The 21,782-nt window shown below is 51.3% G+C and carries 23 protein-coding genes; 14 read left to right on the top strand and 9 right to left on the bottom strand.

The window, feature by feature from the left end; genetic code table 11:
* Positions 1–51 precede the first annotated feature (51 nt).
* The 7 genes from AC27N8_RS04820 (at position 52) to AC27N8_RS04790 (ending at position 7,473) form a co-directional block, all read left to right on the top strand.
* On the top strand, positions 52–1,404 hold the full coding sequence (locus AC27N8_RS04820) for a GAF domain-containing sensor histidine kinase (protein ID WP_487064503.1): 1,353 nt from the start codon (positions 52–54) through the stop codon (positions 1,402–1,404).
* Positions 1,401–2,048, top strand: a complete 648-nt coding sequence (locus AC27N8_RS04815; protein ID WP_487064501.1) for a response regulator — start codon at positions 1,401–1,403, stop codon at positions 2,046–2,048. Before AC27N8_RS04820 ends, AC27N8_RS04815 begins: the two co-directional genes overlap by 4 nt.
* Before the next feature lie 111 nt (positions 2,049–2,159).
* Positions 2,160–3,071, top strand: a complete 912-nt coding sequence (locus AC27N8_RS04810) for an FAD binding domain-containing protein (RefSeq protein ID WP_487064499.1) — start codon at positions 2,160–2,162, stop codon at positions 3,069–3,071.
* 4 nt (positions 3,072–3,075) lie between these two features.
* On the top strand, positions 3,076–3,588 hold the full coding sequence (locus AC27N8_RS04805) for a (2Fe-2S)-binding protein (RefSeq protein ID WP_487064497.1): 513 nt from the start codon (positions 3,076–3,078) through the stop codon (positions 3,586–3,588).
* 3 nt (positions 3,589–3,591) lie between these two features.
* Positions 3,592–5,961: an aerobic carbon-monoxide dehydrogenase large subunit gene (locus tag AC27N8_RS04800; protein WP_487064495.1), complete on the top strand. Its 2,370-nt coding sequence runs from the start codon at positions 3,592–3,594 to the stop codon at positions 5,959–5,961.
* Positions 5,962–6,030: 69 nt separating this feature from the next.
* Positions 6,031–7,008, top strand: coding sequence for an XdhC family protein (locus tag AC27N8_RS04795; RefSeq protein ID WP_487064493.1), 978 nt, complete (start codon positions 6,031–6,033; stop codon positions 7,006–7,008).
* A 9-nt stretch (positions 7,009–7,017) separates the two neighbouring features.
* Complete coding sequence (locus tag AC27N8_RS04790) at positions 7,018–7,473, top strand: SRPBCC family protein (RefSeq protein WP_487064491.1); 456 nt, start codon at positions 7,018–7,020, stop codon at positions 7,471–7,473.
* A gap of 15 nt (positions 7,474–7,488) precedes the next feature.
* On the opposite strand, the gene AC27N8_RS04785 is transcribed toward AC27N8_RS04790, so the two are convergent.
* A complete protein-coding gene (locus AC27N8_RS04785; RefSeq protein WP_487064489.1) occupies positions 7,489–8,430 on the bottom strand; it encodes a hypothetical protein in 942 nt (313 codons plus the stop codon).
* Between the two features lie 165 nt (positions 8,431–8,595).
* On the opposite strand from AC27N8_RS04785, the gene AC27N8_RS04780 reads away from it, so the two are divergent.
* Positions 8,596–9,105 carry a GNAT family N-acetyltransferase gene (locus tag AC27N8_RS04780; protein WP_487064487.1) on the top strand — a complete coding sequence of 170 codons (510 nt, stop codon included), beginning with the start codon at positions 8,596–8,598 and terminating at the stop codon, positions 9,103–9,105.
* Between the two features lie 550 nt (positions 9,106–9,655).
* Here the strand turns inward: AC27N8_RS04780 and AC27N8_RS04775 are convergent.
* The 3 genes from AC27N8_RS04775 to AC27N8_RS04765 form a co-directional block, all read right to left on the bottom strand.
* Positions 9,656–10,015, bottom strand: a complete 360-nt coding sequence (locus AC27N8_RS04775; RefSeq protein WP_487064485.1) for a hypothetical protein — start codon at positions 10,013–10,015, stop codon at positions 9,656–9,658.
* The gene (locus AC27N8_RS04770; protein WP_487064483.1) at positions 10,012–10,506 is read right to left on the bottom strand and encodes a hypothetical protein; all 495 of its coding nucleotides are present in this window, start codon (positions 10,504–10,506) and stop codon (positions 10,012–10,014) included. Before AC27N8_RS04770 ends, AC27N8_RS04775 begins: the two co-directional genes overlap by 4 nt.
* 737 nt (positions 10,507–11,243) lie before the next feature.
* The gene (locus AC27N8_RS04765) at positions 11,244–11,438 is read right to left on the bottom strand and encodes a hypothetical protein (protein ID WP_487064481.1); all 195 of its coding nucleotides are present in this window, start codon (positions 11,436–11,438) and stop codon (positions 11,244–11,246) included.
* Positions 11,439–12,089: 651 nt separating this feature from the next.
* Between AC27N8_RS04765 and AC27N8_RS04760 the strand changes: the two genes are divergently transcribed.
* Entirely contained in the window at positions 12,090–12,638 is a 549-nt protein-coding gene (locus AC27N8_RS04760; protein ID WP_487064479.1) for a hypothetical protein, read from the top strand.
* A gap of 114 nt (positions 12,639–12,752) precedes the next feature.
* Here AC27N8_RS04760 and AC27N8_RS04755 read toward each other — a convergent pair whose 3' ends face one another.
* Both AC27N8_RS04755 and AC27N8_RS04750 read right to left on the bottom strand, forming a co-directional pair.
* Positions 12,753–13,031, bottom strand: a complete 279-nt coding sequence (locus AC27N8_RS04755) for a hypothetical protein (RefSeq protein WP_487064477.1) — start codon at positions 13,029–13,031, stop codon at positions 12,753–12,755.
* Positions 13,032–13,047: 16 nt separating this feature from the next.
* The gene (locus tag AC27N8_RS04750) at positions 13,048–14,274 is read right to left on the bottom strand and encodes a helix-turn-helix transcriptional regulator (RefSeq protein ID WP_487064475.1); all 1,227 of its coding nucleotides are present in this window, start codon (positions 14,272–14,274) and stop codon (positions 13,048–13,050) included.
* Positions 14,275–14,437: 163 nt separating this feature from the next.
* Between AC27N8_RS04750 and AC27N8_RS04745 the strand changes: the two genes are divergently transcribed.
* Both AC27N8_RS04745 and AC27N8_RS04740 read left to right on the top strand, forming a co-directional pair.
* A complete protein-coding gene (locus AC27N8_RS04745) occupies positions 14,438–15,256 on the top strand; it encodes an SDR family NAD(P)-dependent oxidoreductase (protein WP_487064473.1) in 819 nt (272 codons plus the stop codon).
* 100 nt (positions 15,257–15,356) lie between these two features.
* A complete protein-coding gene (locus tag AC27N8_RS04740; protein ID WP_487064471.1) occupies positions 15,357–15,554 on the top strand; it encodes a hypothetical protein in 198 nt (65 codons plus the stop codon).
* 145 nt (positions 15,555–15,699) lie between these two features.
* On the opposite strand, the gene AC27N8_RS04735 is transcribed toward AC27N8_RS04740, so the two are convergent.
* Positions 15,700–16,233, bottom strand: a complete 534-nt coding sequence (locus AC27N8_RS04735) for an ester cyclase (protein ID WP_487064469.1) — start codon at positions 16,231–16,233, stop codon at positions 15,700–15,702.
* 212 nt (positions 16,234–16,445) lie between these two features.
* Between AC27N8_RS04735 and AC27N8_RS04730 the strand changes: the two genes are divergently transcribed.
* The 3 genes from AC27N8_RS04730 (at position 16,446) to AC27N8_RS04720 (ending at position 19,761) form a co-directional block, all read left to right on the top strand.
* Positions 16,446–17,588, top strand: a complete 1,143-nt coding sequence (locus tag AC27N8_RS04730; RefSeq protein ID WP_487067903.1) for a Gfo/Idh/MocA family protein — start codon at positions 16,446–16,448, stop codon at positions 17,586–17,588.
* 174 nt (positions 17,589–17,762) lie between these two features.
* Positions 17,763–18,368: a TetR/AcrR family transcriptional regulator gene (locus tag AC27N8_RS04725; protein WP_487064467.1), complete on the top strand. Its 606-nt coding sequence runs from the start codon at positions 17,763–17,765 to the stop codon at positions 18,366–18,368.
* Between the two features lie 127 nt (positions 18,369–18,495).
* Positions 18,496–19,761 (top strand): cytochrome P450 family protein, encoded by a 1,266-nt coding sequence (locus AC27N8_RS04720; RefSeq protein ID WP_487064465.1) that lies wholly within the window; start codon positions 18,496–18,498, stop codon positions 19,759–19,761.
* Positions 19,762–19,943: 182 nt separating this feature from the next.
* Here the strand turns inward: AC27N8_RS04720 and AC27N8_RS04715 are convergent, their stop codons facing one another.
* Both AC27N8_RS04715 and AC27N8_RS04710 read right to left on the bottom strand, forming a co-directional pair.
* Positions 19,944–21,098 carry a glycoside hydrolase family 76 protein gene (locus AC27N8_RS04715; protein WP_487064463.1) on the bottom strand — a complete coding sequence of 385 codons (1,155 nt, stop codon included), beginning with the start codon at positions 21,096–21,098 and terminating at the stop codon, positions 19,944–19,946.
* Positions 21,099–21,382: 284 nt separating this feature from the next.
* Entirely contained in the window at positions 21,383–21,757 is a 375-nt protein-coding gene (locus AC27N8_RS04710; protein ID WP_487064461.1) for a hypothetical protein, read from the bottom strand.
* Between the last annotated feature and the right edge of the window lie 25 nt (positions 21,758–21,782).

Genomic DNA, 21,782 nt, shown 5'->3' with positions numbered 1-21,782 from the left:
GTGAGTATCGATTAACGTGTCTCAACTGTTCAGTGTGAAACGCTTAAGCATATGGCTCAAAGTATCGACGATGGTCGTGCACAGCTTATTGCGCATCTGCAACGACAGGCAGAAGAGCTTGCACAGTTGGATAAGATCGCGATGGCCTTAACTTCTGAGTTTGATTTGCAGCGCCTGCTCCAGATGATGACTGATGCGGCCCGCAAATTGACCTCAGCGGAATATGCTGCCTTTTTTCTGGTACCAGAGATCACCGGCGTCGAACTGCCTGCTAACAAAGTGGTGTTCACGCTGGCAGCCATCTCAGGTGCCACTACTCATATCGTTGAGCACTTCCGTACTTTGGGACCCGTTGAAGGTATTGGACTTCTTCATCCAGTCTTCTGGGGAGATACCTCGATGCTCGTCGACGATGTCTTAACTGACACGCGCTATGTAGGAATACCCAGAGGCCACATTCCTGTCCGCAGTTTCCTGGGCGTACGCCTGCGTACCCGCGATGGTACCTCACTTGGTGCCTTTTTGATCGGCGATACGAAAGCGGGTCGCTTTACGACGCGTCACTTCGAGCTGGTTGAAGCTCTGGGGGCACAAGCGGCCGTTGCGATTCACAACGCGCAACTGGTGGAGCGCGAGAGAAGGGCGATGGAGGCTTATGCGGCCCAGTTGGAGAGTGAGGTACGCGAACGTACCGCCGAATTGGAGCATCGCAACGCTGAGCTCAGCCGCTTCGCCGCCGATCTGGAGCGCCTGCACAATGAGCTCACCGAGACGCAGAAGCAGCGCATGTTGATCGAGGAGCGTAGCCGCATTGCTCAGGAACTGCATGACCGTGTCCAACAGACTCTCTTCACGATTGGCCTGAAGGCCGATTGGATGAAAGATCAGCTCGCAAAAAGTTCACCTCTCTTACCCGCATTGAATACGATCCAACAACTGGCCTCACTGGGAACAGCACAGGTACGAGACGCCATCTTTGCTCTTGCATCCGCCGAACTTGCCGAAGGTGGCCTGGTAAAAATGCTGCAATCGTTGGTCAGCGATCTGCGCGAGACCGCGATCATCGAAGCTGATCTGGTGATTGCCGAATGGACGGCGGCCCTGTCGCCTCCTATCGAGCAGACGCTTCTGACCGTAGCGCAGGAAGCCCTTTTAAATGTCCAGCGCCATGCCCATGCCACTATCGTAATCGTCACCGTGCGCGTGACGTATCAGCAGTGCATGTTGGTGGTGCAGGATAATGGAATTGGCTTACCAGAACAGGCGCTGCAAAACTATAACCACAGCAGTGTCCATCTGGGACTGAAGGGCATGCAGCGCCGCATCGAGGATCTGCATGGTCAATTTCTGCTGGTGAATGGCGAGGATGGCGGATTAATTGTAAAGGTGATGATTCCACTGTGATTACTTTATTGATCATCGACGATCATGAAATGGTGCGCGAGGGACTCAAAGCTATGCTCGCAGCAGAGTCGGATTTTCGTATCGTCGGGGATGCCGCTGACGCTGAACAGGCGCTTGTACTCATCAAGGAGCAGCAGCCAGACATTGCCTTACTGGATATTCGTCTGCCGGGCATTAATGGCATCGATCTCTGTCGCATGATAACCGAGCGATATTCAGCCACCGCCGTGATCATCCTCACCACCTTCACCGAAGAAAACCTGGTCAGCCAATGTATCCAGGCGGGAGCGCGTGGCTTCATCGTCAAAGACATCGAGCGCTTCGACCTCAAACGCTCGATTCGTGCCGTGGCACGCGGCGAAGCTGCGATTGATACCAAAGTCGCCGTCTCGGTCTTCGCGCAGATCCGCCATAATCACGCGCCGGATATTCCAAAGGCGACCGTCGCTCTGGACCCGTTGAGCGCTCAGCAACTCGTGATGCTACGCTTGATTGCTCAGGGATTATCGAGCCGGGAGATCGCCACACAGCTCTACTTGAGCGAAAATACCGTTAAGGGATATGTGCAGGAGATGCTGCATAAGCTGGGGGTCAAGAACCGGACCGAGGCGGTTATGGTTGCGGTTAAACAGGGATGGCTCTGATTGGATGATAAGTTACCCTCCTTTCGTAGGCACGATTCCCTACGAAAGGAGGTACATCGTGCTAGCGCTTTCACACTATACTGCTTGCAGAGACACGATCAGACTTTTTGCATGGACGTGCTTTATAGTGCTGGAGGTGATACTTTGATTCCGGGTACCTTCGACTACGTCGTAGCGAAGACTGTTCCAGAGGCAATTGCTTTATTGGAGCAGCATGGCGATGAAGCCAAAATCCTGGCCGGTGGACATAGTCTTATCCCTGTGTTGCGTTACCGACTGGCGAGCCCATCGATCCTTATTGACATCAATCGTATCAATGATCTAGAGTATATTCAAGAAGTAGACGGCATCCTGCACATCGGTGCTCTGACCCGTGAAGCCGAATTAGATCACAATCCGCTGATCCAGGCGCGTTATCCCATTTTGCATGACACCTCAACCAGCGTTGCGGACCCTATTGTACGTAATTGGGCCACGGTCGGTGGCAATCTGGTGCATGCCGATCCAGCCAATGATCATCCCGCGACAATGCTCGCCATCGGAGCCAGCTTTGTCGTAGAGGGTCCGGCGGGCCAACGCATTATCCCCGCCTCCGAATTTTTTACCGATTCCGCTTTTGAGACCACATTACAACCCAACGAAATCTTCACAGAGATCCGCATCCCGGCCTCTACCCCTGGCAGCGGAGGCGCGTACTGCAAGCTTGAACGTAAGGTCGGCGATTATGCCATTGCGGGTGCGGCGGCTTTTCTCAGTCTGGATGCACAGGGACAGGTGAAGCAGGCGGGAATTGGTCTGACGAATGTCGGTCCCTGCCCTATTAAGGCCCGTGACGCCGAGCAATCGTTGTTGGGCAAGGTGCCAGATGATGCCGCTATCAAGCTGGCAGCAGATCTTGCAGCGGCGGCTGCTCAGCCGAGCAGCGATACCCGTGGTCCTGCGGAATACAAACGTGCGATGGTCCATACGCTCTGTTCGCGTGCGCTACACATAGCGCTCTCTCGTGCACAAGGAGGAGTATAGCTAGATGAGTAAGCATACAATTCATACGACGATTAATGGTACTGTCTATGAGGATACGGTTGACTCACGAACTCTCCTGGTACACTGGCTGCGCGACGGACTTCATCTGACTGGGACCCACATCGGTTGCGACTCAACTGCTTGCGGAGCCTGCACCGTTCTTGTCGATGGTAAAGCCACAAAATCATGTACGATGTTCGCTGTGCAGAGCGATGAGCGTCAGATTATGACCGTTGAGGGATTAGAGCAGAACAGTCACCTGCATCCGATGCAGACTGGCTTCCATGAGGAACATGCTCTGCAATGCGGTTACTGTACTCCTGGCATGATGATGGCCGGCATCGCATTACTCCAGCGCAATCCACATCCGACTGAAGAAGAGATCCGGATCGGGATCTCGGGCAATCTCTGTCGCTGCACAGGATATGTCAATATCGTCAAAGCGATCCAGTATGCGGCCGAGAAATTGCAGGAGACCGAAAAGAGTGCTGTCGGCTCTGGAGAGGGAGGCGTATAAATCATGGCTATCGAAGTTCCATTTACCCATGGTCTGGGAGAATCATTTAAGCGCAAAGAAGACGCTCGTTTTATTCGCGGACAGGGCAACTATGTCGATGACGTGCAGCTGCCAGGCATGCTGTACGGCGATGTTGTACGTAGTCCCTATGCCCACGCGATGATTACCAACATCGACATCAGTGAGGCCATGAAGATTCCGGGCGTCGTGGCCGTGATCACAGGTCGCGATCTGGATGCCGCCGGACTCGCCTGGATGCCGACTCTCTCCAACGATATGCAGGCCGTCCTGGCACTCGATCGCGTGCATTTCCAGATGCAAGAAGTAGCGTTCGTCGTCGCCACCAGCCGCTACGCCGCCGCCGACGGAGCCGCTGCCGTCGACGTCGATTACGATCCGCTCCCGGTCGTGATCGATCCCAAAAAAGCGCTGGCTCCCGACGCGCCCTTGCTGCGTCCCGATAAGAAGGACAAGCAGCCAACCAACCAGATCTATCACTGGGAGACAGGAGATAAGGCCGCGACCGATCAGGCTTTTGCGGAAGCCGAGGCGAATGGCGTCGTGGTCAAGCAGGATATGTATGTGCCGCGTATTCATCCCGCGCCGATTGAGACCTGCGGCTGCGTTGCTGACTATCATCCAGCGACAGGAAAGCTGACCCTGTGGGTGACCTCGCAAGCGCCGCACGCGCATCGCACACTCTTAGCGCTTGTCTCGGGCCTGCCAGAGCATCGTATTCGCGTTATTTCTCCAGACGTCGGTGGGGGCTTTGGCAATAAAGTGCCGATTTATCCGGGCTATGTCTGTGCCGTAGTTGCGTCACTCAAGCTGGGCAAACCTGTCAAGTGGATCGAGGATCGCTCGGAAAATCTGGGCAGTACCGGCTTCGCCCGTGATTATCACATCCACGCCGAGGTCGCCGCCGATAAGGGAGGCACAGTGCAGGCGTTGCGTGTCTACACGTTGGCCGATCATGGAGCCTTTGATGCGGTTGCTCAGCCGACGAAGTTTCCGGCGGGACTCTTCCACGTCTGTACAGGATCGTACGATTTCAAGCACGCCTTTGTCGAAGTCGATGCCATGCATACCAACAAGGCACCCGGCGGCGTGGCGTATCGATGCTCGTTCCGCGTGACTGAAGCCTCATATCTGATTGAGCGCATCATGGACACGCTCGCCTACGAAGTGAAAAAAGATCCGGCCGACCTGCGCATCCAGAACTTCATCCAGCCCGAAGCTTTCCCCTATCGCTCCGCGCTCGACTGGACCTATGATAGCGGGAACTATGAGGGAGCGCTCAGGCTGGCGATGAAGAACATCGATTACGAGGGCTTGAGGCGCGAACAGGCCGAAAAACGCGCTCAAGGTATCCTGATGGGGATCGGTATCTCATCATTTACCGAGATCGTCGGAGCTGGTCCAGGTCGCCACTTTGATATCGCAGGCATCCAGATGTTTGATAGCTGCGAGATTCGTGTCCATCCAACCGGCAAAGCCATCGCCCGCATCGGCGTGCAGACGCAGGGACAGGGACACGAGACGACGTTTGCGCAGATCATCGCTGCCGAGCTAGGTCTCTCGCCGGACGACGTCGATGTCGAGCATGGCGATACCGATACTGCTCCCTATGGCCTGGGCACCTATGCCAGTCGAAGCACGCCGGTCGGTGGAGCAGCCACCGCGCTCGCTGCACGCAAGGTCCGCGACAAAGCCAAGAAGATCGCCGCCTATCTGCTGGAAGTTGGCGAAGAGGATCTTGAGTGGGAGCCTGGACGCTTCTTTGTCAAAGGAGCTCCGGCGAAAGGGAAGACCATCCAGGAACTCGCCTTTGCCGCCTACACAAACTGTCCGCCGTTCTTAGAGCCGGGATTGGAAGCGGTCAACTACTACGATCCGCCCAACCTGACCTATCCTTTTGGGAGTTACATCTGCGTCGTCGACATCGACCGCGGCACCGGACAGGTCCATATTCGTCGCTTCATGGCGGTGGACGATTGTGGCACGATTATCAACCCGATGGTCGTCGAGGGACAGGTGCATGGCGGCCTGACGCAGGGATTGGCTCCAGCGATGTATGAAGAGCTGGCCTACGACGAGAACGGCAATATCCTGAATGGCACCTTCCAGGATTATCTCATTCCCACGTCGATGGAGACGCCTCATTGGGAGACGGATAAGACTGTCACGCCATCGCCGCATCATCCGATTGGAGCCAAGGGGATCGGAGAATCTCCCACCGTGGGAGCACCACAGGCGATTGTCAATGCTGTTGTCGACGCTCTATCACACGTGGGCGTGCGTCACATCGATATGCCGATTGCTCCCTGGAAAGTCTGGAACCTGCTCAAAGAAAAGGGCCTGGCGACCGATTAAGCATGTGTACGTGAGTCGCTGTCTATGGAGACAACGACTCACGCGTAAGTTCATCCGCTGGAGGATGTTATGTCTCACTCTCTGCTTGAGCTGGCTTTTCAACTCAAACAAACCGGAAAACCATTTGTACTGGCAACCGTGGTGCGTTGTGAAAATCCCACCTCCGCGAAACCGGGCTCGCAGGCAATCATCCAGGATAACGGACAGGTCGTCGGATGGATCGGCGGAAGTTGTGCTCTCCCGATTGTGAAGCGAGAGTCCAAGCGTGTCTTGCAGGAGGGCAGCGAGCCTTTTCTGCTACGCCTTGGCTCATCGGACGCCGAAAGCTTTTCTAATACGCAAAACGGCGTGCGCGTCTTCCCGATGGCGTGCGCCAGCAAAGGCGTACTCGATATCTACATCGAGCCGCATCTACCGGTGCCAGAACTGCTTCTCATCGGAGAATCGCCCATCATCAGCGCTCTGCTCCAGCTTGCGCCGCTCCTCGATTTCCACGTCACGCAGCTGGATAGCTCTGATATCAGCCGGGTGCAGATCCATGAACGAAGCTATATCCTGGTTGCCACGCATGGACAGTATGATGAAGATGTGCTCGAACAGGTACTACGCAGCTCGGCCGCGTATGTCGGGATGGTCAGTAGTCCACGGAGAGCGGAAAGCTGTCGGAGCTCTCTGCGCGAGTCGGGCATGGAGGAGCAGTATCTGGCGCGGCTGAAAGCGCCAGCTGGATTGGATATTGGCGCGGTGACACCCGAAGAGATCGCGGCCAGCATTATCGCTGAATTGATACAACTGCAACGTCGTAAGACGCTGGCACATGCCACAGTGAATCCTGGCGGGCAAGAACCGCTGTCGGTTGTGGAGAAGATCACGCCACCTGATCCACCATCCACCGCCATCGACCCTATCTGTGGCATGACCGTAGAAATAGCGCAAGCTCGTCATCATAGCAGCCACGACGGACGAGAATTCTATTTCTGTTGTCCCTCCTGTAAGAAACAATTTGAACGTGAGCCACAGCGCTATCTTGTTATCAACGAAAGGTAATCGACGAATATGGAATTCTCAGGTATCCAAACCATCGCGGTCCCCATTGAGCAGGTATGGACATACCTGCTCGACGTCAATAAAGTCGCCGAGTGTGCTCCCGGCTTTCAAAGTCTGGAGACGTTGGAAGATGAGCATTGGAAGGCGGTTGTCGCCGTCGGAGTAGGTCCGGTCAAGGCCAAGTTCACTTTGGACGTTACGCGTCCGGAGATGCGCGAGCCCGAATTGATGGTGGTTAAAGGACGCGGGAAAGCACCTGGCAGTGCCGTCGAACTATCCGGAACCATGCATCTCAGTGCCCCCAGTCCCAACGAGACACAGATGGATTGGCAGGCCAACGTCGTCGTCGGCGGCACCATCGCCAGCGTCGGAGCACGCTTGATGAGCAGCACCGCTGAGAAACTGACCGGACAATTCTTTGCGTGCCTGAAGTCGAAATTGCAAGCTCCTGTCACGACCGAATAAGCAGAGCACAACTAGCTATGATGCTTTGGGGATGTCAGGAGGAGCGGCTGGCTGATGGCTATCATTGTAGAAAGGATCGTCAGGAGACGAGACCGGCCTGGCGTGATCAGCCTCCCAGGGAGGTTGTTGTGTTGCCATCCAGGCGTTGAGCACCTTCCAGAGTTGCTGCTCGTCGAAGAGATTATCTGGTAAGGGAACGTGCAGGTGCGTGAGGATATCCTGACGATACAGATCGAAGCCGATCCGAATCACATTGTTGCAGATCAGCATCTGGCGCACAGCCGTTTTATAGGCCATACGTGCTAATAACAATCCTGCACACAAAACGAGTAGCGCCTCCAGCCAGTGGACAGGGGCGATGAGGACAATGATAATGCTTTCAAGGGCGACAAGCGTCAAGAGAAAGCTGGAATTGAACATGGCCAATACTGGCGTCAGTGCGGTATCTATTTGTGCTCGGAAGGGTGCTGGGAGAACTGCTAAGAGGTGAGGAAGCCAGGTGTTTATGTCAATCTGATAGAGTTGCTGTATCTGTTCCTCGTTCGCGGCTACGATATTCCCCAGCCGGGTTGGCTTGATACGTTCTGTCTGTTTCGGGAAAAAGCGATTGTGAGCTAGATGTGCGCTTTTTGTCTTATGTGATCTTTGTCGCTGGCAACTCCAGTGTGCCAACTTGCCGTGAACCCATTCTCCTTGATACAGATGGAACAAAGGAATGGTCAGCGTTTCCATAATATACGCGCCGACAATGGTCAGCATAAAGACCCCCGCGCCCATGAGAATCTGCTCGGTGCCGGTGCGTTCGTCCAACCATCGGCCAAAGGCGAAGAGATCACCAATGAACGCCAGAAACAAAGCCGCCGTGATCAGAGAGATGATACACACGGGACTCCAGCAGGCGACCAGGAAACGGTGACTAAACCACGTATCAACTTTTGTTAAGAGAGCACCAGTCATTTTGCATCCCCTTGTCTTGTTTCCGTCCCTGGATGATAAATTGCTTGGTTGCTTTTGCTCGTCTGGACACAGTATAGACCATTTTGGTCTTTGATGGAGGTTAGTCGTCCATTTAGCTGTACTATAATGGAGGGTTTGGCAGATATCATAGTGAAAGGAAACGTCATGACCGCAATCCATATCGAACGAGTAACCACGACGGCCCTGGACGAAGTCATCCAATGCTTTACCGAGCAAGTTTATCCTGACCAGCCAGAGGAGGCTCGACACCATTTTGCTGGACATGCCGAGGGGCAAGCCGATACCTTTCTGGCCTCAGTTGCCAGCGAACTGGCGGGCTATCTTACCATTCGCTGGCAATCGAACAACCCTGCATTTCGTCGGCACAACATCCCACTGATCCATCACCTGGCGGTCTTCCCACAATTTCAGCGACAAGGTATTGCCTCCCAACTGATGGATGCGGCCGAGCAATTGATCGCGACACGCGCCAGACAAGCAGGAATCACTGTGGGCCTCTTCGATGTCTATGGACCGGCTCAGCAATTGTACGCCAAACGTGGCTATGTGCCCGATGGACGCGGAGTCTGTCAGGGACAGCGTCCAATCAAGCAGGGAGAGACTATCACGGTCGACCACGACCTTATTCTCTGGCTCACGAAAGACGTTGGCTAGTTCCTAGAGCGAACAGGTTAAGACCAAAAAGTCATTTTTTCATTTTCTTTCTTGCATTGAAGAATTGCTTTTTCTGAACTCGATGATCCGTTTTTCTCGTTTACTCCAGGCATAAAGACCTTCCTTATATGCTGCTTGAGGTTCTCTGAATTAGGGCATCTTATACGTGTACGTCTGTGCCAGACTCAATGGCTTTGGGCTCGAGGTGCCATTAGTGACATTAGTCTTTTATTACCAGCAACAAAAAGGTAAAGAATAAAAAACCTGCAAACATAATGGTTGCAATAAGATATTGAGTATTTCCTCCTCCATTTAGTGCTCTTACGAGTGACAATACACCTGCAATTAGAACAATAATGTCAAAAATAATTAAAGGCAATCTCGTTTTTAACATGATATTATCTCACTTACTGTCATAGCTGGAGGTGGCGCTGCCGTGCCCCGGTTTCCATTTTCCATGTTGCACGCCGACGCCAACGAATTGGCGTCGTTGTTACAACTCAAAGTCTCATCATTACATTTTAAGAACAAAACGTCTGTTCTAACCTATCTACATCATAGCTCGATGAACACGTAAAAAGGAGCGCCGGAATTCCTCACGCCATCCGACAAGACGCCAGGAAGGTTTGGAGGGATCAATGAAAAGAGAGATTGTTTGTCCAACCATATATATATTTCCATTTTGTGTCCGGATTCTAAATGTTACCGCATTTTTTACTCTCGGATGGTACCATTCCACGTCGATAAGCGTTGTTTCTCCTATTATGTGTTTTTTCTTTACAACAGCAGAGGCTTGTTTGCCCCATATAAGCAGTCTTCCATAACCATAGCAAACCATACTAATGAATAAAAATGCACCTGCTAGGAGCATACCAAGGAGAATACTGAGCAATTGTAAAAAAAGATTCACTGATTTTCTCCTTTCCATACTCCATCCTCTTCATGCAGAGATTCAGGAATATAATATCTAGGATGTTGGAGGTCAACAAAAAAGACAATTGGACTTCCTTGTGGAAATTCTTCTGGATAAAGAATAGGTATCTGAAATGTATATTTTTTACCTGTTTGTGTATTCTGCCACGTCGCAGTGAGCTTAAAATGAGTTTCATTTACCCCGATTTCCTCACTTGCGTAGGGATTCTCTTCAGTTGGAGCAGCCCTAAAACGCCTCTGGTAAGGGATCGGCTCGATTTGCGTTACTGTTGCACTTACCCTTGTTCCATCCTGCTTGAGTCTTTCATATCTTCTAGCTACATTCACAAACTTCATTAATATTTGACGTCCAAGAAGTGTCATACCAACAATCACGATAAGACCAATAACAAAGCCAATGAAAACGTCGATGAAAAATGTATGGTACATTATTTTTTCATTTTCCTTTTTACAATTTTTAATCGACAAGAAAACGTCGCTTTCTCGCCTGGGGCAATACCAAAAGACCGAGAGGCGCTTGAAATAGGGTAGTTGAGGGTAGTTGAGAGTAAAAAGAGAATATGCCTTATTTAGTGGCTCTAGTAAAGGTCTGCCACATACTATTAATCCACTTTGGACTATTCCCCCCCGTCCAGACCTCCGAAGGGATTATACCCATAGCTTGCTACTAACGCGCCTGTACCTTAGGATCGAAGTTCCCATTGGTGCCACAGCTAGATGCCTCTCACTCGACTTTAAAGCGGAAAGAACGCGTCAATGCAAATAGACAAACACAAACTTTCATTTAGAGAGCATTATTCTGCTCTCCCAGATTATTGAGAGGATACTATTTCTGTTCTTTCAAGAGAGATAAACATATAGTACCTAAAATAATAACTACAGCCATGCCAATAAAGATGAAAAATGTGATAGAAGAAAAAAGAATATGTAGGATATCTCCAACGAAAATAACAAAAGTACTTAGATAGAGCTCTCTCGTTACTTTGACAGATAAATGTAACCACTTACTTAGAACAAATATAGCTACAGGGAAAAAAATGAGAAACAAAAGAATTGTGAATAATGCCCAAAGTAAACCTTCCATGTTTTTAAACCTTTCACTTATTAGATTATGAATTTGTTAATCATTTATGAGATATATTTCCCTTCAAGAGTTCAGCCCCTAATAACTAAAAAAGAGATTTCTTTATTGTTTTATTTAAACTCTACATCTTTTCATTGTTGGGATTATAAAAAATCCTAACAATAACAACCGTCACTGTGATCACAATAAGTACGATCACAAAAATAACAAGTGCTTGAGAGGATAATTTTTGTTTCATCCAGGCTGCCACGATAACAACAAGGACAAGTAGGCAGATTAAAACAGCTGTAGTTATTATCAGTGCTTTATTACGCATAGAAATTGCACCTTCTATCAAAAATTCTCACGGTCCGTCCTTGATAACGACTGATCACCTTATGATAAGGTCGGCACGTGCATAAATAGAGATCTGCTCCTATAGATCATAGTGCAAATAGTGGACTAGAAAAATAGTGGACTAGAAGATAAAATGACTTCATCATGTTATTCATTAATATTGATCTAGATAAAGTATAAAAATGCTGATCGAGAGGCATTTTATTCTCTAGTCCAGAAAGTATACACAAGAGAAATCAAGGATGTCAATGTATGAAACAGAATTTTGGAAATTCTACTGTTTTTATGCCAAGAGAAATAAGATGAGTACATTTGATAAATCATAGAAAAGATATTGGAAAGTAGCTGTATCGCGGAAGGCTCGGTAATGGATGAGTTTTTACTCTATGAGTTACTTTAACGGCAGAGCTTATGAAGATTTGGCTCCCGAATAAGTTAGATTTAATGGTACGTCGCGATCAAGCGAATTACAAGAACACGGCGCTACTTTTGCTGGTTTGATCTCTCAGTGCGATGATACTATATTGAATAAAAGTCAATCTCATGTTACACTGTTGCGCATAACCTCTGTCCTCTTGCGTATGACGACCGAGGACAGATGAGGCTTTATCCTATTTCGATGGAGTGGGCTATGTTAACAACGCTTGAAGGTTTGCGCTGTTTGAGTGGCAAGGCCGTTTGGGACGTCTCGCAGGCGTTGCAGAAAGATATCTATGAGACTCTGGCACTCCTGCGAGGGGAACGACAGCTTAGCTTGACGCGTCATGAAGTAAGCATCCTCGCGCAGTGCCTGGGAGTTTCCTTTGAGCAAGTAGTTGCGGCCGCGAATACGTCGTACGCAGTTAATTTCTATCATCGCCTGAACATTCCCCTGGAAGAAACATTGGAGGCTCGTTGGAGCAGAGAAGCTGACGGTAGGGATGAATGGGAAGATGACTCAGTGCGGGATCAGTTTTCGGTCTCCGATCATTTTTTGCACGCCTTTGAGCTACTTGGTCTTTCGCTGGAGGCAACCTCCGAGCAGATCTGGCAGGCCTTTCGAGGGCGTGTCAGAGAGGCCAGCGATGGTAAAGGTGGCTACCGCGAGGATATGGATCGGTTAGTGCAAGCGAAAGAGTGGGCTTTGGATTTTCGAGCGCGGAATGTGCAGGAGAGGAGTCCCAACTGCACTGCTTGCTGAAAGAGACTCTCTCTTTATTTAGCCATCTGGGGACAGATGGGGCCAGATAAATCGACAATATTGTCAGTAAAAATCAGAGAGGATAGGATATCCTTTCGCTCACGGTGTAAACGCTCACCGACGTAGCGGCGCGGCTCCGCCGTGCTGTCTGTGACTCGTACGACTACGCTCCACATGGGGTTCCATCGAGATAACCTCCCCACGGTGGGACGTTGTCGTGCGTGGAGTGACAGCACGGCGGAGCCGCGCCGCTACGTCGGCTGGCCTGGATGCCTGGCGCAAGGGGTCATCTTGGCCGGCTGGACCACAGTGTGATGAACTTTGACTGTGCAGGAGGAAGCTCGCTTGCACAGATGTGGGGACAGATGAGTATCCACAATAATCTGTCCCCACTTGTATCCGCTGTTTGCTAGCAATCTTGCACGCGTAGACCTAGAACGCCTCGTGTTTTTGTGCGTATCCCCGCATCTGTATAGATCCATTGTCGCACACTGACTTCCAGGCCGTGTGCGGCTAACGATTGCGATAAGCCTTTGGCCTTTTTTGGTACGTATCCATGTGCCTCGCACCAATGAGTATAGGAGCTCATGACGTCGCTGTTTGCCACCCAGGCTCCTGTCACTCTTTTGCAGCATTCAGCCAGCCATAATTCAACCGTATCTTGTGCTGATCGCTGTATCTGTGGAAGATGGTGGACCACTTCGGGAGTATGAGGTCTCCGTCCTTCTTGTTGATACTGCTGCTCCAGTAACATCTCCAGTTTGTGAGGGGTATCAGATTTCTCTTGATGCCACTGCTCCAGCAACAACTCCAGCTTGCGAGGGGTTTCTGCTTCCTCCAATGGAGTATACACCGTGACTTTGAGATCTGGCGTATCAAAGACCTGAAAGGTGAGACGTTCAAACATGAGATATCCCACTTGTGGATGGTTGAGTGTTTTGCGCCCTTCCTGACCACTTTGTACCTCGTGATCAGGCCACCAAGCGCGAAATTCCGGGCTAGCTAGCATGAGATCATTGATTAACTCGGTCAATTGGATGTCTCCAGGATAACGACCACAATTGCTCCGGAATTGTGCTAAGATGTGTCGCGCATCATCTTCCCAGTTGACAACAAATTGCCGAGATAAGGGATTGGTGAAGATGCCCCAGACTGTATTACGTTCGCGTTCGGTCCTCTGGCGAAAATCGCCAAAGACCGCGCATCCGGCATCATTCCAGGCCAGGGTATCCCAGCGTCTTCCTGTCACAAAGGCTGGACGAGTGTCGAACTGATCAAGAAAATGTTGTAACGCTGGACTCACGATCTCGGTTTCCTGTAACAGCGCCGGAGGTGCCTGTTGCTGAGCTAAGAAGAAGAGATGGTTTCTTTCATTTGCATCCAGGCGTAGCGTCTGTACCAGACGCTCTAAAACCTGCGTGGAAGGAGTAATCGGACGTCCCTGCTCTAACCAGGTATACCAATCCACGCTAACACCCACCATCTGTGCCACCTCCGCTCGTCTGAGTCCAGGCGTTTTGCGTCGACTTCCTCGCGGCAGTCCCACATCTTCAGGCGCAAGCCTTGCTCTGCGCGTACGCAGAAAATCTCCCAGTTCCTGTAAACGATATTCTTGCGAGTGCCGCTGACTGACCATGCTAGCCTCTCATCCTGTATCTGAAAAAGAGCATCTCTTGAAACAGAGGAGTAACATTCCTATGATCATTGCTCATCTTGTTCTAGGATCTCTATCAGTATACCATAGAAACGCGGGCGCGAAGTGCCTGCAAAAAGTCAATTGAAAGGCAAGGTATGAGATAATGGATTTAAGATTAACGGGGAAGAGGGCTCTGGTGACAGGATCGAGTTCCGGGATAGGTGAGGCGATCGCGAAGCAGCTCGCCAGCGAGGGCGTTGTGGTCGTGGTGCATGGTCGTGACGAAGGCCGAGCTAGCGCCGTCGCCGCAGCGATCCGTGCCGCCGGAGGGGGTGCCGAGGTCGCTCTTGGTGACCTCGGCACCGATGCGGGCGCTGATGCTGTGGCCGCTACAGTGCTTGATGGTGGTCCTCTTGATATTCTGGTCAATAATGCTGGAGTTGTTGTGGACAAAGGCGCGATGAGCTTTCTCTCTTGGGCAGAGGCGACGGCCGAGATCTGGGCGCAGTCATACAACACCAACGTTATCTCCAGTGTGCGAATGATCCAGCGCCTGGTGCCGCAGATGCGTGAGCGACACTGGGGGCGGGTGATTCAGATTGGTGGTGGCCTATCGCAGCAGCCAGGAGCTGGTGGACCGAACTACAATGCGACACTGGCAGCGCGTCACAACCTGGCGGTCTCCCTCGCACGTGAACTGAAGGACACTGGCGTGACATCCAACGTCGTGTCTCCCGGCGCGGTCCTGGTGGAGTCGGTTCGGGAGGCGCTCACCAGCATGGGCTCAGCGTATGGTTGGGGCGAGACGTGGGACGAGATCGAACGTACCGCGATACAGCACATGGCTCCCAACGATGTAGGTCGCTTCGCTCGGCCAGAGGAGATCGCCGCGGCAGTCGCATATCTGGCCAGCCCGGTCGCTGAGTATGTAAGTGGCGCAACGATCCGCGTCGATGGCGGCACGATTCGTTCGGTGATCTAAGATCCCCGCCGACCACCGCAAAAGAAAACAAACATGTCTCCTGCATGTTTGTTTTCTTTTGCCTTTCCGTTGGTTCCTTTGTGGCAGGGATACCTCTTCAGTGGGAACTATTACGACCTTGAGTTCATTGCTTGCCACGTTCCTCAGCGGTTATGTGAGCAGTACGCTGCTGCAAGGGGTCGTCGTCCTTCTGCCCATAGGCGAACTGAATGCGATCAACCTGCTTCATATCGGAGCTGGAGTTCTCATCTTTATGGGGGGACTACACGCCTCTCGCCAGTTTAGAAGACTTCAATAGTGTAACCACATAGGTAGGAAGGTGGGATTATCACTCAGGCACATTGTGAGGCTCTGACACAGCTTTGGGATAAGCCCATCCATATCATCTCTCCAACATGCTGAGTGGTCATTTGCTCCTCATTGGCCTGATACACATGAAGGAACTAGCTGGATTGCCCAGGGGTGGGGAAAGCACCGAGCTGTTGTAATCTGCCGAGGGCATCTTCGTTGATCCAGTTTTCCACGATCTTGCCCTCCACGATTCGATCAATGGCGGTCTCCGTCCAACGTACCTGCTTGGCCGTGGGAGAGATGTCCTGCCACGTGCTGTCCCAATACTGTCCCTGGTGCGTCCCCCGCGCCGTTCCCCGAGTCACCACCAGATCCCCTTCGGCGACCTGGAGCTCCACCGTAAAATGATAGTCGGGAAAGGTCATGCGCACGAGGGAGACGAAATGTTTGATTGCTTCGGGACCAGACTGGGTTTCCGTAGCCCCAGGATTGTCTGTCGGATAGTCGTAATGCAGCACCATGGTGGGAGCTACCAGCTCGTCAACCACTGCGAGATTTCCCGTATTCAATGCCTCTTCATACAGCCGACGAGCAATGGCTTTGTTATCTTGCGTTGACAACGTAACACCTCCTTTCCCCCATTTTAGCGCTTTTGTACGCGTGAGAGCAAGGATCAGGTGTTCCACCCTATGAGCAGCTCAGAAGTTCAGGAAGGTCACTCTCCTGCACCTGGGCAAGCCAGGTATGCTGCAAAATCACAGAGAGTGCCATTGACAGGTGTCTCAAAAGAAACTATATTTGCAAAATGATCAAATTTAATCAGCATTGATCAGCTATGTAAACTATGGCAAGATGCTGTCGGATATGTCTGTCTGGAGAGAGGAATGGTTCCGTGAGCATGCAAGAAATACGCTTTGGGATTATTGGTTGCGGATTGATGGGGCGTGAGTTTGCCAGTGCGGCGGCTCGTTGGTGTCACTTGCTCGATATGGATGTGCAGCCGAAGATTGTGGCTGTCTGTGATGTCAATCCGCAAGCCGTTGCATGGTTCGAACGTGCCATCCCTGACCTGCTCCTTGTCACCAACGATTATCATCAACTGCTGGAAAGCTCAGAAGTTGATGCTATCTACTGTGCGCTCCCGCATAATTTGCACGCTCAGGTCTATCGAGACATCATTCAGGTTGGTAAGCATCTGCTGGGAGAGAAGCCTTTTGGTATTGATCTCGAAGCCAACAAATCCATCCTTGAAGCGCTCAAAGAGCATCCAGAACTGCTGGTGCGCAGTTCTTCTGAGATGCCGTTCTTCCCGGGTGCCTATCGACTGGCTCAATGGGTGCGTGAGGGACGTCTGGGCACTATCATTGAGGTCGAGGCGGGATTCTGGCATAGCAGCGATCTCAACCCGCTCAAGCCGATCAACTGGAAGCGGCTTGTCAAGATGAACGGCGAGTACGGCTGCATGGGAGATCTTGGCATGCATGTCTTGCATCTCCCCTTGCGTTTCGGCTGGAAGCCGCGCAACGTACGTGCCTTTCTCTCCAACATCGTGCCGGAGCGTCCCAACGCTCAGGGCGAGATGGTTCCCTGCGAGACGTGGGATAACGCGATTTTGGCCTGTGATGTGGTCACCGAGACGCAGGCTTTCCCAATGACGCTCTCGACGAAACGTATCGCTCCTGGACACGCCAATACCTGGTTTTTACGTGTGATGGGCACCTCACTCTCGGTTGAGTTTAGTACCCGGGACCCAAAGGCATTGCGTTGGCTCTCCTACACTCCAGGAGACGAGCAGGTTTGGCAGAGTATCGACATGCCCTACAGTTCAGCGTATCCGAGTATCACGGGCGACATTTTCGAATTTGGCTTCTCGGACTCGATCCTGCAAATGTGGGCTGCCTTCTGTGATGAACTGGTCCATCGCACAAATATGAAACAGCCCTTGTATTGCGTCACGCCTGAGGAAACCTATCAGAGCCACCTGCTTTTCACTGCGGCTCTGGAGTCGCATGAGCAGAAGCAGGTCGTGCCACTCGACTAAAGTGGAGTCGCACGCTTAGCTCACCCCGCGATCAAGCGAATTGCCGCGAGCGAAAGAAAATATTCTTGACAAAAATCTTTTGCTGCTCTATAATCTCGAATATGAATTCGACTTCGATTTATTGCTCATCGTCACTTTATAAGATTGTCCTTTTTTCAAGGGGAGATTAAGTATATGGGATCGACGAAACGTAGTGATGCAGTGACTAATCGTGCGCGAATTCTGCAAGCAGCCCTGACCGTTTTTGCCGAGCGCGGGTTGGAACTCGAAATGAACGAAGTTGCCGCTCTGGCTCATCTTGGGGTGGGCACCTTGTATGGACATTTTGCCAATCGTGAGGATCTTCTGCGTGCGATTCTGCAAAGTGTGATTGAGGATGCTTTGGAGCAATTCCGCGTTGCGCATACCTCTCATCCTGATGATCCTCGTGCGGCTCTGCTGGCGCTTGTTTCGATCGGAGTACGCATGCAAGACCAGTATCGATCGCTCAGCAGTGTACTTCACGATCCCCGCTTGATCAAACTTATGGACCCTTCCTATGTGTCACAGGTACGTATGCGGTTCTTAGAGATTCCTAAAGATCTACTTGTGCAGGGCGTGCAAGCGGGCATTTTTCGTCAGGATCTTGATCAAAACATATCCTCAGTCATCATTATGGGTACGTTTTACAGTATTATGGATCTGCTCGAAACATCTCATTCGCTTGATGAGCTAGCTGCGCGACTCGCCCATTCCCTGTTGACCATGTTGACAGGGAATGTCGAACCGAAAACGTTGTGATGATACTCCTCTTTTTATCCATTATGTACTGATAGGGCAGAAAGGTAAACATGCTCATTGGGGATAGTGCATGTACGCGTTGATTGGTGCTTTTGAGGAAGAAAACACGAGTGAAAGGAAGATTAAGATGAATACTCAAGATCAGCCTGTATCAGATACAGCGATGTTTAGCCTTTTCATCGGTGATAACCCCGAAATTGTGGCGAATCCGTTTGCCTTGTTTGCGCAGATACGAGCTGTAGGTTCTGTGGTGCCACTCCCGCTCCCTCTGGCGGGAAAGGATAACCAGGTTTGGGCAGTCACGCGCATGGAAGAGGTTGTGCAAGTGCTCAAAGATCAGGCTCACTTTACCGTGGACCCCGGCTCCATTGGGATCGATAGCTTGATGGGGCGAAACGGCTCTGAGGCGACGGATACATCAACCTTCTTTACTGAAAAAACGATGCTCACGGTCGATGAACCTGATCATCGACGCTTGCGCAAGCTGGTGTCGAAAGCTTTCACGCCTCGCTATATCGAAAGCTTGCGTCCGCGTGTGCAGGAAATCGCTGACGGGCTGCTTGACCGGGTACAGGCTCAAGGCCAGATGGAACTTGTGAAAGACTATGCCTTTCCTCTACCGATCAATGTCATTGCTGGGATGCTTGGGATTCCTCAAGACGACTGGGACCAGATTCGCCTCTGGTCGGAAGCGCTGGCTCAAGGGCTGAGTGTGGGTGGGCGCGATCCGGGAGTCGAGGAGCACATGCGAGCCTTTGGAGCATACACAGCGCGCCTGGTGGCTGAGAAACGCCAGCATCCGGCAGACGACTTGATCAGCCAACTGATTGCTATCGAAGAGGAAGGGGAGCAGTTGAGCGAAAACGAACTACTCTCGACGATCACGTTACTGATTTTTGCTGGCCATGAGACTACCTCCAACTTGATCGCTACCGGCACCTTGATGCTCCTGGATTATCCCGCTCAACTAGAGCAGCTTAAAGCGGACCTGAGCTTGATGCCTGCAGCGGTCGAGGAATTGCTGCGCTTTAATGGCCCTGCCACTATCGCGGGACCTCGCTATGCTACCGAAGATATGGAACTCGGCGGGCAGCAGATCAAGCGAGGGGATATCCTCTTTCCTATCCTGGGTTCTGCGAATCGAGATGAGTGCCAGTTTACCCAGCCAGAGGAACTGGAGATTGCGCGGACGCTCAATCGTCATCTTGCCTTTGGGCAGGGCATCCATATCTGTTTGGGGGCACCGCTGGCCCGCCTGGAAGGAGATATTGCTTTTACTACCCTGCTCAAGCGTATGCCCAATCTGCGCCTCTCAATTCCACGTGAAAACATCACCTGGAATTTTAGCTTGAATTCACGGAGTCTGGATGCTTTACCCGTAGTTTGGGATTGACGCGGAGGAGAAGAAAGGATCACAGCTCTGACGCTCCTAGTCGTCTCATGAGTAGAATGGCTCACTTACTACTCTGCCAAAAGGCATCGCGTGGCTGTCGGGGCTTTGGATGTACGCCTCCGATGCAACCGAGGCACGATGTCCTTTGACAGAGCCGATGCCGTTACATTGCCTCGGGCGGATTAAAAGTAATAATGTGCTGGATTTGAGGCGAGGACCGCATAAATCTGTGTCATCGCGGCTTGCTCAAGCAGCTGTGTTTCTGATGATCCATTAAAGTGGAAGAGCCCTGTCGCTGGATCGCGATAGGTGTTCCAGACCCGATCGGCATACGCTTGCATGGCTTTGAGGTAGCGCGGATCATGGTTCGCCGCTTGCAGCAGGAGCAGATTCTTAAAGAAGATCGAGTTGAAATAGGCAGGCTGTTGATAGAGGCTATCATCGACTCCATAAAAATCCAGGGCTGCATTGGCGATGGTCTGCGCTCGCCGCAGGTAGAGCGGGTTATGTGTGATCTGATAGAAAAGCACATTGACGCCGACCGGCACTCCTTGATTATAGCTCCATTGCGTTTTCTCGATTGTCCCGGTCAGATTGATGTGATCCCAGTAGAGATTATTTGGTGCGAGCAGATAGGTATTTGTCCAGTCATACATCTTTTTGGCCCAGGTAAAATAATACTGGTTGCCGGTCAATTGATAGAGATGCAGTCCCAACGCGGCTCCGGGCATATTTGAGACCGTATTGCGATCCTGACTCCATGATGCCTGTGTCCAGAATACTCCACCGGGAGCCGCATGCGTTGTATCGGTATCCCAACCCGAGACTACCAGCGCGAAAATTTGTTTGGCCCGCTCCAAATGCGCTCTGTTGCCGTCCATTTTATACAACTGGATGGTTGCCAGACCGACCCATTCATTGTCATCATAGAATTTGTCGCCGCCTGTGCCGTAGGGAGGACGCGCATACGAATCGTAGCCAGGCAATCCGGTTGCGCCCGTCGTATTCCAGTAGCGCTCCTGTCCCAGACCGCGATCTTTGAGCGCATTCAGATAGAAGCGTCCCTGGATGCCCGGGAGATTGGCGAGATCAATGGTGGCAATGTGGGCCTGCGAGAAGGGCCATTCATAGGAGTAAGTATTATCTCCTGTTGCGACAGGATACTGCTCATGATACAAGTGAGAGCCGTCGGGCTCATAAAAATATTTCTGCATCGCTGTATAGGATGCGCTCGCTCGTGCTTGATTGTTTTCGCTGGCATATGCCGTGAGAGCGGGTAAGCTGGCAATGCTTACAAATGTGCTACCCATCAGACCGATCATGGTACGACGTTTCATCGTGGGTGACCTCCTTGTCGTGATAAACAAAAATGATCCTCTAAAAGGAATAGAGTGACCTGTAATCCCTTTAACTTGCTACTTGTCAGGTAGAAAGTGCTGCTGCCTGCGCTGGCATAAGTGGCGACGGGATGGATGATCAAAGTAGACTATACTTCTAGATGATATGATAACACAAATCGTCTCCATTGATGATCTGTTTATCTGATGGGATGCGTAAATGCTATCGATAAAATTTGAATTTCAAGCATCACAGGCTTCAAGCTGGATATGTATGCGATCTACTATATAAGCGTGCGTGCTGCATAGATAAGTGAGGCGGCGAACAGCATAAATACTCCAATGGCGAGAAAGACGGCCGCACGCTGGCAACTTTTGTGCTTTCTTCGCAGCATGCTTGAGGACGGAGATGGCGTGAGTTCATGGGGATATTTGACCCATAAGGCGTACAGGACTGCGATGCCTAGAAAAAGAATTGGAAGGGTATAAATCACTGCAAATAGCAGCGATACGGCCTTCACATTTCCTGCAAACAGGCCGAGCCCATTGAGTCCGCTGAGGCCAGTTGACGATGCGATAATACCATCGGCCATTGTCTCGATTTTATGCATTGCCTCTTTGCTTTGATCACCTGTCAACTCATTATGCATTGTATCCACGTTTCATATCTCCTGTGTCTCATGT

The organism is Dictyobacter sp. Z7_2, from assembly GCF_057551105.1.
Note: the sequence above shows the minus strand (reverse complement) of the source record. Positions and strands in the feature narration are given on the sequence as shown.

Excerpts from the sequence above, each read along its gene's own strand:
- AC27N8_RS04820 (WP_487064503.1), top strand. The coding sequence starts at position 52 with ATGGCTCAAAGTATCGACGATGGTCGTGCACAGCTTATTGCGCATCTG.
- AC27N8_RS04810 (WP_487064499.1), top strand. The coding sequence starts at position 2,160 with ATGGACGTGCTTTATAGTGCTGGAGGTGATACTTTGATTCCGGGTACC.
- AC27N8_RS04805 (WP_487064497.1), top strand. The coding sequence starts at position 3,076 with ATGAGTAAGCATACAATTCATACGACGATTAATGGTACTGTCTATGAG.
- AC27N8_RS04800 (WP_487064495.1), top strand. The coding sequence starts at position 3,592 with ATGGCTATCGAAGTTCCATTTACCCATGGTCTGGGAGAATCATTTAAG.
- AC27N8_RS04795 (WP_487064493.1), top strand. The coding sequence starts at position 6,031 with ATGTCTCACTCTCTGCTTGAGCTGGCTTTTCAACTCAAACAAACCGGA.
- AC27N8_RS04790 (WP_487064491.1), top strand. The coding sequence starts at position 7,018 with ATGGAATTCTCAGGTATCCAAACCATCGCGGTCCCCATTGAGCAGGTA.
- AC27N8_RS04785 (WP_487064489.1), bottom strand. The coding sequence starts at position 8,430 with ATGACTGGTGCTCTCTTAACAAAAGTTGATACGTGGTTTAGTCACCGT.
- AC27N8_RS04780 (WP_487064487.1), top strand. The coding sequence starts at position 8,596 with ATGACCGCAATCCATATCGAACGAGTAACCACGACGGCCCTGGACGAA.
- AC27N8_RS04765 (WP_487064481.1), bottom strand. The coding sequence starts at position 11,438 with ATGCGTAATAAAGCACTGATAATAACTACAGCTGTTTTAATCTGCCTA.
- AC27N8_RS04760 (WP_487064479.1), top strand. The coding sequence starts at position 12,090 with ATGTTAACAACGCTTGAAGGTTTGCGCTGTTTGAGTGGCAAGGCCGTT.
- AC27N8_RS04750 (WP_487064475.1), bottom strand. The coding sequence starts at position 14,274 with ATGGTCAGTCAGCGGCACTCGCAAGAATATCGTTTACAGGAACTGGGA.
- AC27N8_RS04745 (WP_487064473.1), top strand. The coding sequence starts at position 14,438 with ATGGATTTAAGATTAACGGGGAAGAGGGCTCTGGTGACAGGATCGAGT.
- AC27N8_RS04730 (WP_487067903.1), top strand. The coding sequence starts at position 16,446 with ATGCAAGAAATACGCTTTGGGATTATTGGTTGCGGATTGATGGGGCGT.
- AC27N8_RS04725 (WP_487064467.1), top strand. The coding sequence starts at position 17,763 with ATGGGATCGACGAAACGTAGTGATGCAGTGACTAATCGTGCGCGAATT.
- AC27N8_RS04720 (WP_487064465.1), top strand. The coding sequence starts at position 18,496 with ATGAATACTCAAGATCAGCCTGTATCAGATACAGCGATGTTTAGCCTT.
- AC27N8_RS04715 (WP_487064463.1), bottom strand. The coding sequence starts at position 21,098 with ATGAAACGTCGTACCATGATCGGTCTGATGGGTAGCACATTTGTAAGC.